This is a genomic window from Halobacillus sp. AWH4_228 (genome assembly GCF_056158365.1).
Genome location: NZ_JBSWTE010000001.1, coordinates 1,602,180 through 1,618,032, shown reverse-complemented (window position 1 = coordinate 1,618,032; position 15,853 = coordinate 1,602,180). Strand labels below are relative to the sequence as shown.

General features: G+C 48.0%; 19 protein-coding genes and 1 other annotated feature (1 of these 20 running past the window's edge). All 19 genes read right to left on the bottom strand.

Going from position 1 to position 15,853, the window contains the following annotated elements:
• Positions 1-157: a binding site (T-box leader), on the bottom strand (it extends 15 nt beyond the left edge of the window).
• 49 nt (positions 158-206) lie between these two features.
• The 19 genes from recO to dnaK all read right to left on the bottom strand — a co-directional run bounded on the left by recO (position 207) and on the right by dnaK (position 15,843).
• Complete coding sequence (gene recO / locus ACXADP_RS08030; RefSeq protein WP_027955364.1) at positions 207-953, bottom strand: DNA repair protein RecO; 747 nt, start codon at positions 951-953, stop codon at positions 207-209.
• 18 nt (positions 954-971) lie between these two features.
• Complete coding sequence (locus ACXADP_RS08025; RefSeq protein WP_084163142.1) at positions 972-1,127, bottom strand: YqzL family protein; 156 nt, start codon at positions 1,125-1,127, stop codon at positions 972-974.
• 94 nt (positions 1,128-1,221) lie between these two features.
• Positions 1,222-2,127 (bottom strand): GTPase Era, encoded by a 906-nt coding sequence (era, locus tag ACXADP_RS08020; protein WP_027955363.1) that lies wholly within the window; start codon positions 2,125-2,127, stop codon positions 1,222-1,224.
• A 72-nt stretch (positions 2,128-2,199) separates the two neighbouring features.
• Entirely contained in the window at positions 2,200-2,580 is a 381-nt protein-coding gene (locus tag ACXADP_RS08015; protein WP_474969021.1) for a diacylglycerol kinase, read from the bottom strand.
• Positions 2,555-3,022: an rRNA maturation RNase YbeY gene (ybeY, locus tag ACXADP_RS08010; protein WP_027955361.1), complete on the bottom strand. Its 468-nt coding sequence runs from the start codon at positions 3,020-3,022 to the stop codon at positions 2,555-2,557. The genes ACXADP_RS08015 and ybeY overlap by 26 nt, the downstream gene beginning before the upstream one ends.
• Positions 3,023-3,239: 217 nt before the next feature.
• Positions 3,240-4,202 (bottom strand): PhoH family protein, encoded by a 963-nt coding sequence (locus ACXADP_RS08005; protein WP_474969022.1) that lies wholly within the window; start codon positions 4,200-4,202, stop codon positions 3,240-3,242.
• A 2-nt stretch (positions 4,203-4,204) separates the two neighbouring features.
• Positions 4,205-5,386 carry a sporulation protein YqfD gene (gene yqfD / locus ACXADP_RS08000; RefSeq protein ID WP_474971225.1) on the bottom strand — a complete coding sequence of 394 codons (1,182 nt, stop codon included), beginning with the start codon at positions 5,384-5,386 and terminating at the stop codon, positions 4,205-4,207.
• 5 nt (positions 5,387-5,391) lie between these two features.
• The gene (gene yqfC / locus ACXADP_RS07995) at positions 5,392-5,685 is read right to left on the bottom strand and encodes a sporulation protein YqfC (protein WP_027955358.1); all 294 of its coding nucleotides are present in this window, start codon (positions 5,683-5,685) and stop codon (positions 5,392-5,394) included.
• 70 nt (positions 5,686-5,755) lie between these two features.
• Entirely contained in the window at positions 5,756-6,289 is a 534-nt protein-coding gene (locus tag ACXADP_RS07990; protein WP_474969024.1) for a hypothetical protein, read from the bottom strand.
• A 28-nt stretch (positions 6,290-6,317) separates the two neighbouring features.
• Positions 6,318-7,289 (bottom strand): flotillin-like protein FloA, encoded by a 972-nt coding sequence (gene floA, locus ACXADP_RS07985; protein WP_474970418.1) that lies wholly within the window; start codon positions 7,287-7,289, stop codon positions 6,318-6,320.
• Between the two features lie 14 nt (positions 7,290-7,303).
• Positions 7,304-8,611, bottom strand: coding sequence for an NfeD family protein (locus ACXADP_RS07980; protein WP_474972296.1), 1,308 nt, complete (start codon positions 8,609-8,611; stop codon positions 7,304-7,306).
• A 159-nt stretch (positions 8,612-8,770) separates the two neighbouring features.
• On the bottom strand, positions 8,771-9,217 hold the full coding sequence (locus tag ACXADP_RS07975) for a GatB/YqeY domain-containing protein (RefSeq protein WP_027955354.1): 447 nt from the start codon (positions 9,215-9,217) through the stop codon (positions 8,771-8,773).
• Positions 9,218-9,237: 20 nt separating this feature from the next.
• Positions 9,238-9,411 (bottom strand): 30S ribosomal protein S21, encoded by a 174-nt coding sequence (rpsU, locus tag ACXADP_RS07970; protein WP_027955353.1) that lies wholly within the window; start codon positions 9,409-9,411, stop codon positions 9,238-9,240.
• A gap of 93 nt (positions 9,412-9,504) precedes the next feature.
• The gene (locus ACXADP_RS07965; protein WP_474971224.1) at positions 9,505-10,071 is read right to left on the bottom strand and encodes a flavin reductase family protein; all 567 of its coding nucleotides are present in this window, start codon (positions 10,069-10,071) and stop codon (positions 9,505-9,507) included.
• A gap of 78 nt (positions 10,072-10,149) precedes the next feature.
• Complete coding sequence (gene deoC, locus ACXADP_RS07960) at positions 10,150-10,821, bottom strand: deoxyribose-phosphate aldolase (RefSeq protein ID WP_474969026.1); 672 nt, start codon at positions 10,819-10,821, stop codon at positions 10,150-10,152.
• Between the two features lie 88 nt (positions 10,822-10,909).
• Positions 10,910-11,656 carry a 16S rRNA (uracil(1498)-N(3))-methyltransferase gene (locus ACXADP_RS07955; protein ID WP_474971223.1) on the bottom strand — a complete coding sequence of 249 codons (747 nt, stop codon included), beginning with the start codon at positions 11,654-11,656 and terminating at the stop codon, positions 10,910-10,912.
• A 6-nt stretch (positions 11,657-11,662) separates the two neighbouring features.
• Complete coding sequence (prmA, locus tag ACXADP_RS07950) at positions 11,663-12,601, bottom strand: 50S ribosomal protein L11 methyltransferase (protein WP_474971222.1); 939 nt, start codon at positions 12,599-12,601, stop codon at positions 11,663-11,665.
• A gap of 138 nt (positions 12,602-12,739) precedes the next feature.
• Positions 12,740-13,867, bottom strand: a complete 1,128-nt coding sequence (dnaJ, locus tag ACXADP_RS07945) for a molecular chaperone DnaJ (protein WP_474971221.1) — start codon at positions 13,865-13,867, stop codon at positions 12,740-12,742.
• Between the two features lie 146 nt (positions 13,868-14,013).
• A complete protein-coding gene (dnaK, locus tag ACXADP_RS07940; RefSeq protein WP_474969031.1) occupies positions 14,014-15,843 on the bottom strand; it encodes a molecular chaperone DnaK in 1,830 nt (609 codons plus the stop codon).
• Positions 15,844-15,853: the final 10 nt, after the last annotated feature.

Sequence of the window (15,853 nt, the reverse complement as noted above, 5' to 3'; positions counted from 1 at the left end):
TCCGCGGTTCCACCCTAATTGCTCTTCTATGTAGAAAAGCCACTTTAAAAAACTGCTCCAGAGCGCCTTCACTGAATGGTTCCCGCCTGACTTTCACCGGCTCAGGCTCGCTTGTGGAGAACGGGGTTCAGCTACTCCTCTCTTTCACTGCAGTACGTATATTTGATATTAGAATCATACTCTAGTTGCAAGGATGCTGTCAAACCTCACTCAGAAAATAAATCAAGCTGCTTCAAAAACTTTTTGGATTTGATAAAATATCCGCCGTAACGGTCATAGTATTCATCCATCAGCTGACGGAGCAGCTTTTTATTTTCTTCCTTCATGGTAATCTGTCCGAGTCGTTTTACATCAATATGTAAAAATACACGCAGCAGCTTTGGAAGCGGATCCGGCAGGCCGTAGGCTCCGGGATCGATATGCTTGCAGCGGTAGCAGAGAAGACCGCCTTCGGACATGGAAAAGGAATACGGACCTTCTGTACTGCCGCAGTTCAGGCAGTGATCAACCACCGGCGCAAATCCGGCCTTTTTAAAAAGCTTCAATTCATACATCATAGTGAGGATGTTCGGATCTTTATCTTCATTCATCCACACCATCGTCTGCAGAAGCTGTTCAAAAAGAAAAGGATCCGGTTGTTTTTCTTCTATGAGCTTGTCGGTCAGCTCTGCAATGTAGGAAGCATAGGCTGTTTTGACAATATCCTCGCGGATGGAACGGAGGGAGGATAACATTTCCCCCTGGCTCATAGATCCAAGTCCGGATCCTGACTGTATGAGATACATTCCGTGAATAAACGGCTGGGATACAGATGCCATCCGGCTCTTCGGCTTCTTAGCGCCTCTGGCCATGACACCTATTTTCCCTTTCTCCCTTGTCATCATCGTGACTATCTTATGTGTTTCCCCATAATTATTAGTACGGATCACAAGGCCTTCCACTTTGTCCATCAAGTGTATCACCTGCTCCGTTTACGAATTTTGGTCATTCGTTGTCAGGGGATCAGGGGAGGAAGCAAATGGTTCCTGAGACTGTTGTTGATCCTGCGACTCAAATTCTTTCATCATCAAGTAAGTTTCCACACTTCCTGTCTGCCTGAAAACGTTCCATGAAAGGTTGTCGAGCACAAGAAACACCGCCTTTCTTTTATTCGCTGATACCATTTACATTCTTATCTTGCTTTCCCCGGCCTGATCTATAAGGCTTAATTTTTTCCAACCTTTAGTATTCGTCGTCCCTGTAACCGAAATCGCTGAGTTGAATCTGCTTGTTCCGCCAGTCTTTCTGTACTTTCACCCACAGTTCAAGATACACTTTACTGCCGAGCAGGGATTCAATATCCTTACGGGCTCTCTTGCCGACTTCCTTCAGCATGCTGCCCTGCTTCCCAATAATGATCCCTTTTTGAGATTTACGTTCCACGATGATCGCCGCCTGGATATAAACGCCGGGAGCATCTTCCCTGGGCTTTATCCCTTCTATGACTACAGCAATCGAGTGCGGAATTTCCTCCCGCGTCAGGTGAAGCACCTTTTCACGGATAAATTCACTGATGACAAACCGCTCCGGGTGATCGGTAATCTGGTCTTCCGGATAAAACTGCGGACCTTCCGGCAGATGGCTTTTTAAAACCCCGAGCAGATGGTTGACGTTGTTACCTTCGAGAGCGGAGATCGGTATGATTTCTTCAAAATCATACATGTCCTTGTACTGCTCAATCAACGGCAGCAGCTTGTCCGGGTGCACCCGGTCGATTTTGTTAATGATCAGGAAGACAGGCTGGTTCACGCGTTGGAGACGATCGATAATGAACTGATCCCCGCGCCCGTATCCTTCTTCTGCATTGATCATAAACAGGACGGCATCCACTTCATTGAGCGTATTTTCAGCTGTGTTCACCATAAAATCGCCGAGTTTGTGCTTTGGTTTATGAATACCAGGGGTGTCGATAAAGACCATCTGGGATTCTTCATCGGTGTAGACACCCTGGATTTTGTTTCTCGTTGTCTGGGGCTTATCACTCATGATGGCAATTTTCTCACCAATTACGCGGTTCATGAACGTGGATTTACCAACGTTCGGACGGCCCACAATCGTAATGAAGCCTGATTTGAAATTCTCTGTCATACATGTTCCTCCAATAAAATCTAACCTTTAGGTTCTTCTATATTCTATTATAACATCCCGTAAGGTCTACCGTTACATGAATAAAGCAAGGAGCTTCGGCCCGAACAGGAAAACACCTACGACCACAGATCCACCGGCAGCCGTAAGTACCGCACCTGCCGCCACGTCCTTTACAGCTCCCACGGCCGGGTGACGGTCCGGATGCAGGTGGTCCAGCAGTTTTTCAATAGCGGAATTAACCATCTCTAATGTCAGGACCAGAGCGATTGTCACCGTAAGAACAGCCCATTCCACCAAGGATAACCGCAGGATTCCGCCTGCTGTTAAGGCCAGAATGGCAGCCGCGGTATGAATGCGGAAATTCCGCTCCGATGTCCAAACCAGTTTGATGCCTCTCCATGCATAGGCAAATCCTATTCCTTTTTTCTTAGGATCGCTGGAGCCCGAATTCACGGAGAATGTCCTCCTGGCGGGTGAACATCTTCTTTTCATCCTCTTCATTCAGATGATCATATCCCAGCAGATGGAGGAACCCGTGAAGAGCAAGGAAACCGAATTCCCTTTCCAGAGAGTGATGATAATCCTCCGCCTGCTCCTTGGCCTTGTCCACAGAGATGACGATATCACCGAGCATCATTGGAAGGTTCTCATCCAGAATATCCACTTCGCCTTCCCCTGTCTCCTGCATGGCAAAGGAAATGACGTCTGTCGGCTCATCCTTCTGGCGGTAGTTGCGGTTGAGTTCCTGAATTTCTTTATTGTCAACAAAGCTTACCGATACTTCAGCATCTCCAGTGATGCCTTCCCGTCCACCTGCAAATTCAAGAATGCGCTGGATCATATCAACAAAAGCTTCGTCTACAGAGTTCGTTTCATCGTGAAAATCAATCGTGATCACTTGTCTTCCTCCTTATTTAGGGCTTATTCAGCCTCATCCATAGTAACTGCGTCTGCTGCAGGGTGTTGTAATTATGGGCCTTTTTCTTTCCGGCCATAAGACCGCTTTTCCAAGTGAAAAGCTCCCCTCTCCCCCTATCATATAGGGTGTCATGCTCCAAGGCAAATGGTTCATGGTAAGCGGACACAAAAAGAAATAAGACCCGGGGAGGGTCTTATTGTTTGTCGCCTTCATATGCGTCAATGATTCTCTGTACAAGCGGGTGACGTACAACGTCCGACTGATCAAGCTTAATGAACGATGCACCTTTGACATACCCAAGCGTCTCTTCAGCTACACGCAGCCCTGACTTTACGCCTTTTGGCAGGTCGACCTGGGTAATATCCCCGGTGATGATCATCTTCGATCCAAAGCCAAGCCGGGTCAGGAACATTTTCATTTGTTCAGGGGTGGTGTTCTGCGCTTCATCCAGAATGGCAAACGCATCATCCAGGGTCCGGCCCCTCATATAGGCAAGCGGGGCGATCTCGATCGTCCCCCGGTCAATCAGTCTTGCTGTGTGTTCTGCTCCGAAAACGTCATGAAGAGAATCATACAGCGGCCGTAGATAAGGATCCACTTTTTCCTTCAAATCCCCGGGCAGGAAACCAAGGCTTTCCCCGGCTTCAACGGCAGGCCGTGTCAAAATGATCTTTTTTACGTCTCCATTTTTCAGGGCATTGACGGCCATAATGACAGCTAAGTATGTTTTTCCGGTTCCGGCCGGGCCGATTCCGAATACAAGATCATGATTTTTAATAGCAGCAATATAATTCCGCTGACCGAGAGTTTTTACCCGGATGGACTTACCTTTAGAGTTTTTCGTGATTTCGTCTTCAAACAACGCTTCAAACTGATTGATTTTCCCTTTTTTTGCCAGTTCCACGGCGTAGACAATGTCACGCTCTGTCACGGACAGTCCTTTACGGATCAGAGCAAGGACACTCAGAAGAATATCCTCAACTAATTGAACATGTTCCGCCTGTCCGGACACCCGGACCTGACCGCCGCGGGAGATGATCGTCACCTGCAGCTGTTCTTCAATTTGCTTTAAATTACGGTCCTCTGTCCCGAACAGGGCCAGAGTTTCTGTTGTATTATCCAATTGGATGTCCATTGTTTTCAACTCTTCCGGCATACTCAATCTCCTTGACTAATATACTTGGTCTCTGCAATGTTTTCATAAACTTTGTACAATAGGATTAATTTTACTTTACCATGCTCCTCACTAAGGTGCAAAACTTTTTCATCTTTGATTTCCGCTCCCGGTTCAAGCTCCTGCAGCAGGCTCTGTCCCGCAGCCTTCCGTCCTATTTTCTCGATTTCCTTGCGGGATAATTCCATTGCATCTGTATCAATGGAAAAATGGTCTACGCGCTTCATGTTCAAAGGGAGGGAATAAGAAAAAATTCTCCAGTCTGTGGTTACGTTTTCGTCTCTGTAGCTTCCATCCGTTCCGCGCCACCACCCCCATACCGGAACAGACCAGCCTCCAATTTTCAAGTGATACTCGGTTTCTACAGTGCCGTCAGTGAGTGTAACGATCTGCTGAAGGGGAAGCTCCTGCTCCACCCGATACCATGTCTCTGCTGTGACATCCCCCTCTGTGTGAACAAACGTATCCCCTTCTTCGACAAGTTCTCCTGTGGCGAGGACCTGTCCTTTCTTTACGACATCATAGACAGACACAAGCGGCCGGCCTTTTTTTATAAAGGTCTGAACGATCATCCCTTTCTTGGATGCGACGAGATTGGAAGGCTGGTTATCCTGATTCGTATCATGCCTGGTCTTTTTCACACCGTACAACTGGTAGCTTGTCCCTTGTTTTTTCACCCCGATCCATAACAGATCCGGAATATCCTCCAACAGCATCTGCTGGATATCGTTTGGATCCTTCATGCCGATGGTCAACCGTCCCGGGGATACTCCATAACTGTTCAGCTTCTTTTCAACCGCTGCCTCTAATTCAGGCGTCAACCCCTCCACCTTGATCGACCACAATGTATTCGCCGCCAGAAAGATGAGAACGAGCGCAGCCAGAAAAGCGGCCGCCACAGAGAGCCGCCTCCGCATGAGCTTGTATAAAAATGGAACGCCCTTCCCTTCCTTGATGGTCAGGCGGCACTTGTATTTTCTCCGGAGCGATCGGAGGATTTTCCAGTCCTTGAGCCGGATGGAGAAGCGGACCGTCGTTTCATCCAGGCGCCTCAGACTGGACACCCTGCACCCGCGCCGCGTGCACGCCTGTAAAAAAGGTTCCAGAAGTGGACCGGAAGCCTCGATGGTTAACACACCCTCAACAAATCCCCGCTGGTTTCCCATAAGACTCATCCTCCTTTGGAATCAGGAAAAAACTCGACAGATTTCAACTCCCCTTCCAGGAGAAGTTCTTCTTTCAGCATCATTTTCACCCCGAGGTCTCTGCCAACAATCCGGACCTGGCCCTTTTTGTATTGAATCCTTACTTCTTCCTCTGAAAAATGCAGGAGGCCTGTATGATTTTCTATGTAGACATGTATGGAGCCGATCGTAGTAATTCGTGGTAAATCCAGCATCACATCAGCCGGAAGGTCAAAGTAACGGCCGATCCATGTTCTAATCTGCTGCTGCCATTTTGGCATACAACGCCCCCCCTTCTTTTCATTTATACGAAAAACGCCCGAATTGTATCACTACAATTCGGGCGTTCGTCTATCTTTTTCGGGGATGCGAGCGATGCGGCTTGTGCGCACGCGGGGGTCCAAGAATTTCAGCCATTACAATTCCTTCGGCCAGTTTTTTCTTATCCCACTTCCGCGCCTGCTCTACCAGAGGGCCGTCCGTCGTTAACGGAGGAGCCTTCGTCGAGGCTTTCCGGCCTGCCGGAGGGTTTTCCTCCATCGGGCTGGATTTCTCTGCGTTATAGACCGGAGAATCCGTTATGCTCCGGCCATTGTTGTATCCAGAAGCGTCAGACCTTGATTTTTCCGCTATTTCTTCCAGACGCTTCTGTTTTTCTTCATAATACTCGCGGAGACGGCCTCCTTTATCTTGCTGACCCTCTTTTTCCTGCTGCGGTTCCCCCTGGGACTTATTCGGATAAGGACGGGGCGCCGTTTGTTTCTTCGGAGCTCCCGGCTTTTGATCCTTTTCTTTTGACATCCCGCTGAACCAGCTGATAATACCACCGATAATCGCAGCGACGATGACAAAATTACTGAATATCAATTCAATAAGATCTGCCATATGCATGCTCCTTTAAGTCAGCGAGGATTTACTTATCTTCTTCGGCTTCTTCATCTGATGTGCGGCCGAGCGTATTTCTCATATCCGTATCAGCATTGATGTTCTGATAGTTCATGTAATCCATGACGCCCATTTTTCCGGTACGAAGAGCTTCTGCAAGGGCTTGAGGAACCTGTGCTTCTGCTTCCACAACCTTCGCCTGCATTTCCTGTACGCGGGCGCGCATTTCCTGCTCCTGGGCAATAGCCATCGCACGTCGTTCTTCTGCTTTCGCCTGGGCGATGTTTTTATCCGCTTCTGCCTGGTCGGTCTGAAGAATCGCACCGATGTTTTTGCCGATATCAATATCAGCAATATCGATGGAGAGAATTTCAAATGCCGTTCCTGCATCCAGCCCTTTGCTCAATACATTTTGAGAAATACGATCTGGATTTTCCAATACTTTATTATGATTTTCACTGGAACCGATGGTCGATACAATTCCTTCACCAACACGGGCAATGACGGTATCTTCACCAGCACCACCGACAAGACGGTCGATATTGGCACGAACGGTGATACGCGCTTTGGCTTTCACTTCAATCCCGTCCATCGCCACACCAGCGATAAATGGTGTTTCAATCACCTTCGGATTGACACTCATCTGTACGGCTTCCAGAACGTCACGGCCGGCCAGATCGATCGCAGCGCAGCGTTCAAAGCTCAATTCGATATTCGCTCGCTGAGCGGCAATCAGCGCATTGACCACACGGTCGACGTTACCACCGGCAAGGTAGTGGCTTTCCAGCTGGTTGGTATTGACGTTGACGCCGGCTTTATGGGCTTTAATCAACGGGTTGATGACCCGGGAGGGAATAACCCTTCTCAATCTCATTCCAACAAGCGTAAAGATATTGATCTTAACTCCGGCTGCCAGGGCACTGATCCAGAGCATGACCGGGATAAATGTGAAGAGCACAGCCAGTACGATAATAATGATACCAATAATGATAATCGGCATGAGTTCCTGCAATGTCACGTTGTTTCCTCCTCTTTTTTCAGTTCACGGACCACGATTCGTGATCCTTCGGTTTTCATGATTTTCACTTTCTGATTCACTCCGATAAAGACACCTTCGGTAACGACGTCCAGCCGTTCGCCGTCAAATTCAGCCGTTCCCGACGGCCGCAGCGGTGTCACGGCTGTCCCTTCAAGACCAATCAGATCCAGACGGTTGACCGATGAAACATATCCCTGCTCGGATGAGGTAGAATCATTCAGAATGATGTGCCGGAAAAAGCCACGTTCAAGCCCCATCGTCTTAAACAGGATGACAGATACTATTACAGTTACCAGAAGTGCAATACCAATGCTCATCGCCATATGTCCCATATCCGCTGAAGAAAGCATCAAGGAAAAGACGACGGCCGCAACCCCGGCAATACCGGCTATCCCACCCGGCAGAAAGAATTCGGCAACAATAAGACCGATCCCCAGCACGAGTAAGATGATGGCCTCATAGCCGGCAAGACCAGCAACAATATGACCATAGAAAAACAGCACAAGAGCTGTAACGCCCATCGTTCCCGGGATGCCGAACCCTGGTGAGTAAAGCTCCACCACAAGGCCGAGACTGGCCACTGATAATAATATCGGTATGACAACGGGATCTGTTAGAAAACGGGCTGCGTTTTCTGACAATGTCGGGTTCTGCTCCACCACTTCCGCTCCGGATAAAGAAAGCTCATTTAATAATTCGTTCCGGTCTTCGACAATTCCTTCTGCATAGCCGACTTCTTCCGCTTCCCCCGGCCCAAGGGTAAGGAACTCGCCCTCAGGAGCCCCGTAATCCGGAAGGTCGATGGCTGCATCGGCCATGGCACGGGCGTAAAGTGGATCTCTTCCATTCGTCTCTGCTGCAGCAGCCATGGAGGAAATCCAGGCGGACTGGGCCTTTTTATCAGCCGCTGTCCCATCTGAGTTGATCACTCCGGAAGCCCCCATAGTCGCCTGCGGCTTCATGTATATGTTATCGGCGTTCAAGGCGATGTAGGAACCCGCCGAGTAGGCACGGCTCGTTACAAACGCTGTGTTAGGTATATCAAGATCCTGAAAAATTTCTCCAATTTCTCCTGCCGCATCGACACGGCCTCCGGGTGTATCCACTTCAAAAATAATGTGATCGACACCATTTTCCTCAGCTTCACCTGTCGTCCTCTTCAAAAAAGCGGCCATTCCACGTTCGACGGTATCTTCAACCGGAATGACGTAAACCGTTTCCCCTTCTCCTTCTGCTGCAGCAAAATCAAAACTGAGCACCAAAGAAGCGGCGGTTCCAAGCATAAACAATGTCAGCCAGAGTCGTAAACGCCAAGTACGTGTCATCGAACAATCACCCCCTCTTTTATCTTCCCCTCCGTATACTTCCTATACGAATGACAAAACAAAAAGTTTCGTTTAAAAATAAAAAGGCCTCTCTTTCTACAGAGAGGCCTTTTATATTTACGATAATTGCTGAAGAACGAACTTATTGACCTGTGAACCATCGGCTCTGCCTTTTACTTTAGGCATGATGGCACTCATCACCTTGCCCATGTCGCTCTTGGAAGCAGCTCCTACTTCCTCGATTGTTTCATTGACAATCTGTTCAAGTTCTTCATCAGTGAGCTGTTTCGGCATATATACTTGTAAAATCTCAATTTCACGCTCGAGTCCTTCTACAAGATCGTCACGTCCAGCTTCTTTGAATTCATGGAGGGAATCATTTCTCTGTTTTACCTCACGAGATAAAACAGTCAATGCTTCTTCTTCAGATAATGAATCTTTACCCAATTTAATTGCTTCATTTTGCATAGAAGCCCGAACCATGCGGATTGTAGATAATTTTTCCTTATCCCGCGCCTTCATGGCTGTTTTCATGTCCTGGGTCAGACGGTCAGTGATCGTCATCTATTCAACACCCTCTTTGATTACTTACGCTTTCTAGCCGCCTCAGACTTTTTCTTACGGCGTACGCTAGGCTTATCGTAATATTCACGCTTACGATATTCCGCTAATGTACCACTCTTTGATACAGAACGCTTAAAGCGACGAAGAGCATCTTCAAGAGACTCGTTTTTACGAACGCGAGTTGTATTTGACATGCTAATTTCCCTCCCTCCGAAGCAAACAAAACTGTTTCTCTTGTATGGGACCTCCCATACCTTTGACAATTATAGTATATGGATTAAGTATGGTCAACTTTTTTTATAAGAAAAAGGGTCGATGAAGGATTGTTTTTTTATCTTTTCATCAAGCTTTATGTACTCGGAACGACCTAAATATAAAGGAATGTGCAGGTTTTTAAAATTGGGAAGACCTCTGTTATTAAAAATTTCAGGAATGTAGGAACAGGAGGTAATGGCCCCGGTCACCCAGTCATGATCTCCGGTTGGAATCATCTGATCAAGGCTGCATTCATAACTTAGGTAGGCCCTCTCCAGGACGGGACCTCCGTCCTTCCCTCTTTTCCATGCCTGACCGAAACTGGAAGCTTTATCCGTATCCACACCGGATGTACTTCCGGCATATTGAATAAAAGCCGCCTCCTCATAAGGCAGAAAATTAATCGTGAATGCACCGGCCTCCTGGATCAGCTGGTAGGAATAACGTTCTCTTCCCACCGCCACTCCATACATCGGCGGTTCCATAGATAAAAAGGAATGCCACCCGGCTGACATGAAATTCACTTCTCCATTACACTCACTGCCTACAACGGCCACCATTCCTGGATAGCTGTGCATTTTCAATGATTGTTTTTCCATTCCATTCTTCCTTTTTTAAATAGTGTATCAAAAAAAGGAAATTAAAAAAAGCGGCCGTAAGAGGCCGCTTTCGACATTTTAATAATCAGATGTTCCTTGTCCACCACTGATAATTGCTTTACCAGAGCTTGCACCAATACGTGTAGCGCCGGCTTCAATCATCGCTTTAGCTCCTTCATAATCACGGACGCCTCCAGAGGCTTTAACCCCCATGTCCGGTCCTACGGTTTTGCGCATCAAGCTGATATCCTCCACCGTAGCTCCACCACCAGAGAATCCAGTGGATGTTTTCACGTAATCAGCTCCAGCTGCTTTCGCCAATTCAGAAGCTTTCACTTTTTCTTCTTCCGTTAGAAGAGAGGTTTCAATGATGACTTTCACAAGAGCTTTTCCTTCAGCTTCACGAACGACAGCTTCGATATCCTGCTGCACGTTGTCGTAATTTCCTGATTTCAACTCTCCAACGTTGATCACCATGTCCACTTCTGTGGCTCCTTTTTCAATCGCCTGCTTCGTTTCGAAAGCTTTTGTTTCTTTCGTAACGGCTCCAAGCGGGAAGCCGATGACTGTGCAGACTTTTACATCTGTATCCGCCAGCAGTTCTGCGCAATATTCCACCCAGTATGGGTTGACACAGACAGACATGAAGCTGCTCTCTTTAGCTTCCTCACAAATCTGTGTAATTTTTTCTTTCGGTGTATCTGGTTTCAACTGTGTATGATCAATCATTTTTGCAAGATTTTGTTCCATTTCCAAACGCTCCTTTATCATAGGTTGTACGTACCTCTTCACTATCTTAGCATGAAAGCGGTTTGATTGCGAGAGTTAACGAAGTGGTTCAGGCTTCCTCCAACACGTAGGACAAAGCGGATAAAAAGTAAAGCGGAGCTGTTTCCATCCGCAGAATGCGCGGTCCCAGCCGGATGGATAAGAACCCGGCGTTCTTGAAGGCTTCCACTTCTTTTTCAGAAAAGCCGCCTTCCGGACCAAAAATGACAGCGATGGAGTCGCCGGGTCGAATGCTGCGCAGAACTTCGGAAAACTCCTGCTCAGACTCAACCCTCGCTTCCTCTGCATGGGCGAACAAGCACCAGTCATGGGATGCTTTCAAGTCCGTAATGTCCTTCATGGAATATAGTCCGGAGATAGAAGGGATGACTGTGCGTTCTGACTGTTCACTTGCTTCTTTCGCAATCTTCTCCAGCCGCTGAATTTTCTTGGGCGCTTTTTTTCCATCCCATTTGGCCACAGAGCGGTCGGCCTGATAAGGAATAAAGGAGAATGCACCAAGCTCTGTCCCCTTTTGAACAACCTGTTCCAGCTTGTCCCCTTTACCTAAGCCTGCGGCGACAGTCACTTTGACAGGCAGTTCACGATCTTCTTCAATCCAATGGGTGATGGAGCAGACAATCTCCTCAGAGAGACTGTCAATCCTACATGCAGCAGGTCCATGGACAGGGTGGACCGCAATGAGCTGGCCGCCCTCTCCCATCCTCATTACTCGGCTGATATGATGGACATCTTCCCCGGCAATGGTTACCGACGTATCACTCCAGTACGGAGCGTCTATAAAATAGCGCTGCATAGGGGGTCACTCCGGCTTTTTAGCGATAATGCTGATCCAGTCTTCCATTTTATTTGTTTCCACAATGTCGAAGCCTGATTCAATTAAACGATCGCGTACCATTTCCTTGCGGGCAGAGATGATGCCGCACGTAATGAAATAGCCGCCTGGTTTTACGACGCGGAACGCATCATTTGTGAATTTCACAATAATCTCAGCAAGAATGTTGGAAACAATCAAGTCTGCTTCCCAATCCACCCCTTCAAGCAGGTCATTCACTTCGGAAGTCACCTGGTTTTCGACACCATTCAGCGCGGCATTGTTTTTCGTGCTCGAAACCGCCACATCGTCCAGGTCGTAGGCGTACGCATGCTCGGCTCCAAGCAGGACGGAAGCAACACTCAGAATTCCGGAGCCGGCACCGACATCAGCGACGACATCTCCCTTTTCCAAATACTGTTCAAGCGCCTGGATGCTCAGCACCGTTGTCGGGTGAGTCCCTGTACCAAAGGCCATTCCCGGATCCATTTCTATGATAATTTCATCACTGGATACAGGTGTGTAATCCTCCCATTCAGGAATGATGGTGATTTTCTCGGATATTTTAACGGGCTTGTAATACTTTTTCCAAGCTGTTGCCCAGTCCTCCTCATGGATTTCCTGGATCGTCACTTCATTACGGCCGATATCAATGCCGAATTCAGTTAGATTGCTGATGGTTTTCTTCACTCCATCAACGGTCTCCATAAGAAAGCTGTTCATAGGCATATAAGCCTTCACATAAACACCTTCCGCCGGATAGTCAGCGGGGTTCAGCTCATAAATTTCTCCAAGCTTCGTTTTCCTGCGCTGCATATCAGCGGGGTCCTCAATGACGACTCCACTGGCACCGGATTCATGCAGGATGTTTGATACTGGTTCAACCGCTTCTGTCGTCGTATGAACACAGACTTCAGACCATTTCATTACACTCCACCCTCTTCTCTTATATCTAAAAAAGCCCGCAGGCCTTTTCTTCCCTCTCAAAAAAAGTCTGCACGATGAAAACAGGACATTGAATCGGAAATCACCTGCAAATTCCATCGTACAGACTCTGATACATCCTTAGTCGCCTTTGAAGGCGCGCTTCATTCGCTCAAAGAAATTGCCGTGCTGTTCTTCAGCGGCTTCATTTCCACTAATATCATTGAATTCACGAAGCAGCTCTTTTTGGCGCTCGGTCAGATTCTTCGGTGTGATGACTTTCGTCTTCACATGCTGATCACCCTGGCCGCGGCCATGAACGTTCGGTGCTCCTTTTTCTTTCAGGCGGAACGTTTTTCCAGTCTGCGTACCGGCAGGAATTTTCAGCTTCACATTCCCGTGAACGGTAGGCACCTGGATTTCGTCACCCAGAGCTGCCTGTGCAAAGGTCAAAGGCACTTCACAGAAGATATGATCGCCTTCACGCTGGAAGAATTCATGCGGCTGCACACGGATGACAACAAACAAGTCGCCGGCCGGTCCGCCGTTGGCCCCGTCTTCTCCTTTGCCTTGTACACGGATCTGCTGGCCATCATCAATACCCGCAGGAATATCAAGGTGGATTTTGTTGCGTGTTTTCACGCGGCCATCGCCGCCGCACGTATTACATTTATCCTTAATGATTTTTCCGCTGCCCTGACAGTGGTGACAGACACGGCGGTTTACGACACGGCCGAATGGTGTGTTCTGCTCCTGATTAATCTGGCCGGAACCTTGACAATGGGAACACGTTTCCGGTGCAGTTCCCGGTTTCGCCCCGGAACCATCACACGTATCACAGTCTTCCTCTACAGGAATTTCAATATCCGTGGATTTTCCGAAGATGGCTTCTTCAAACTGAAGGGTCATCGTATATTGCAGATCGGCACCTTTACGAGGGGCGTTCGGATCACGGCGGCGGCCTCCACCGCCGAAGAACATATCAAAGATATCACCGAAGCCGCCGAAGTCTTCGGCGCCACCGCCAAATCCGCCGAAGCCTCCCTGGTTCGGACCGGCATGGCCGAACTGGTCATACTGGGCTCTCTTCTGCTGATCGCTCAGGGTTTCATAAGCTTCTTTTGCTTCCTTGAATTTTTCAGAAGCATTTTCCTCTTTGCTGACGTCTGGGTGATATTGACGAGCCAGCTTGCGGTAGGCTTTCTTAATTTCATCCTTCGAGGCATCCTTGGACACACCAAGCACCTCATAATAGTCACGTTTACTCACTTGTAGATCACTCTCCCGGACGCTATTGCATAACGTTAATATTAACACTGAAGGGTAGGGTGGGCAACCGTCGCCCCTTCCCCTTCTTATTCATTAAAAAAGTCAAAGTCAAGAAGATCCTGACTTTGACTTTTTTCTACGCTATCTTACTTCTTGTCGTCTTCATTGACTTCTTCATAGTCAGCATCTACGACATCTTCCTCGGCTCCGCCGGCCTGTTCACCCTGCTGGGCTTCTGCCTGCGCCTGAGCCTGCTCGTAAAGCTTAACGGAAAGTGCCTGAACCTGCTCTTGAAGGGCATCTTTCTTTTCCCTGATGGCATCAAGGTCTTCGCCTTCAAGGGCTGTTTGAAGTTCTTCCTTAGCTGTTTCTGCTTTTTGCTTTTCCTCTTCACTGACCTGCTCACCAAGATCCTTGATGGTCTTGTCTGTTGTGAAGATCAGCTGATCAGCTTCGTTTCGAAGTTCAACAGCTTCACGTTTCTTCTTGTCTTCTTCCGCATTTTCTTCTGCCTGACGAACCATGTCTTCGACTTCGTCATCAGAAAGACCGGAAGAAGATTTGATTGTAATGGACTGCTCTTTGTTTGTACCAAGATCTTTAGCACGAACATTCACAATACCGTTGGCATCAATATCGAAGGATACTTCGATTTGTGGAACACCGCGTGGTGCCGGTGGAATATCCGTCAATTGGAAGCGTCCAAGTGTTTTGTTGTCCTGAGCCATTTCGCGCTCCCCTTGAAGGACGTGAATGTCTACAGCTGTCTGGTTATCTGCTGCTGTAGAGAACGTCTGGGAGTGGCTGGTAGGAATCGTTGTGTTCCGTTCAATCAGCTTCGTTGTTACGCCGCCCATTGTTTCAATACCCAGGGAAAGTGGAGTAACGTCAAGAAGAACAACATCTTTTACATCTCCTTGAAGGACACCACCCTGAATGGAGGCACCAAGTGCTACAACTTCGTCAGGGTTTACACCTTTGGAAGGATCCTGGCCGATTTCACGCTTGATGGCTTCCTGTACGGCTGGAATACGTGTAGAACCACCAACAAGAATAACTTTGTGGATGTCCCCTGCACTCATGCCGGCATCTTTAAGAGCCTGACGAGTCGGCTTCATGGAACGCTCAACAAGATCAGAAGCAAGCTCTTCAAATTTCGCACGAGTCAAGTTCATTTCAAGGTGAAGCGGTCCTGCTTCTCCTGCTGTGATGAACGGAAGGGAAATTTGCGTCTGCGCTACGCCGGAAAGATCTTTCTTCGCTTTTTCAGCTGCGTCTTTCAAGCGCTGTTTCGCCATTTTGTCCTGGGACAAGTCAATGCCGTTTTCTTTCTTAAATTCAGCTACCATGTGGTCGATAATGACTTGGTCGAAGTCGTCTCCGCCAAGACGGTTGTCACCAGCTGTGGAAACTACTTCAAATGTACCGTCACCGATGTCAAGGATGGATACGTCAAACGTACCGCCGCCAAGGTCATAAACAAGAATTGTCTGATCCTGGTCTTCCTTGTCAATGCCGTAGGCCAGTGCTGCAGCTGTCGGCTCGTTGATGATACGCTCTACCTGAAGACCAGCGATCTTACCAGCATCTTTTGTTGCCTGACGCTCCGCATCGTTAAAGTAGGCTGGAACTGTGATCACCGCTTTATCAACGGTTTCTCCAAGATAATCTTCAGCATAGTTCTTGATGTATTGAAGGATGATTGCAGAAACCTCTTGAGGTGTGTATTCTTTTCCTTCAACTTCCACCTTATAGTCTGTACCCATGTGACGCTTGATGGAAAGAAGTGTGTTCGGGTTTGTAATGGCCTGACGCTTCGCTACTTCCCCTACCTGACGTTCTCCATTTTTGAATGCCACTGCGGATGGCGTCGTGCGGTTACCTTCAGGGTTAGGGATAACTTTCGCTTCCCCACCTTCCATCACTGCTACACAAGAGTTCGTTGTACCTAAGTCAATACCTATGATTTTACCCATGGTTGAATGT

Excerpts from the sequence above, each read along its gene's own strand:
- dnaK (WP_474969031.1), bottom strand. The coding sequence starts at position 15,843 with ATGGGTAAAATCATAGGTATTGACTTAGGTACAACGAACTCTTGTGTA.
- ACXADP_RS08005 (WP_474969022.1), bottom strand. The coding sequence starts at position 4,202 with ATGCCGGAAGAGTTGAAAACAATGGACATCCAATTGGATAATACAACA.
- yqfC (WP_027955358.1), bottom strand. The coding sequence starts at position 5,685 with ATGCCAAAATGGCAGCAGCAGATTAGAACATGGATCGGCCGTTACTTT.
- prmA (WP_474971222.1), bottom strand. The coding sequence starts at position 12,601 with ATGAAATGGTCTGAAGTCTGTGTTCATACGACGACAGAAGCGGTTGAA.
- ACXADP_RS07990 (WP_474969024.1), bottom strand. The coding sequence starts at position 6,289 with ATGGCAGATCTTATTGAATTGATATTCAGTAATTTTGTCATCGTCGCT.
- ACXADP_RS07955 (WP_474971223.1), bottom strand. The coding sequence starts at position 11,656 with ATGCAGCGCTATTTTATAGACGCTCCGTACTGGAGTGATACGTCGGTA.
- ACXADP_RS07965 (WP_474971224.1), bottom strand. The coding sequence starts at position 10,071 with ATGGAAAAACAATCATTGAAAATGCACAGCTATCCAGGAATGGTGGCC.
- yqfD (WP_474971225.1), bottom strand. The coding sequence starts at position 5,386 with ATGGGAAACCAGCGGGGATTTGTTGAGGGTGTGTTAACCATCGAGGCT.
- ACXADP_RS07975 (WP_027955354.1), bottom strand. The coding sequence starts at position 9,217 with ATGACGATCACTGACCGTCTGACCCAGGACATGAAAACAGCCATGAAG.
- deoC (WP_474969026.1), bottom strand. The coding sequence starts at position 10,821 with ATGGAACAAAATCTTGCAAAAATGATTGATCATACACAGTTGAAACCA.
- floA (WP_474970418.1), bottom strand. The coding sequence starts at position 7,289 with ATGCCGATTATCATTATTGGTATCATTATTATCGTACTGGCTGTGCTC.
- era (WP_027955363.1), bottom strand. The coding sequence starts at position 2,127 with ATGACAGAGAATTTCAAATCAGGCTTCATTACGATTGTGGGCCGTCCG.
- ACXADP_RS07980 (WP_474972296.1), bottom strand. The coding sequence starts at position 8,611 with ATGCTTGGAACCGCCGCTTCTTTGGTGCTCAGTTTTGATTTTGCTGCA.
- rpsU (WP_027955353.1), bottom strand. The coding sequence starts at position 9,411 with ATGTCAAATACAACTCGCGTTCGTAAAAACGAGTCTCTTGAAGATGCT.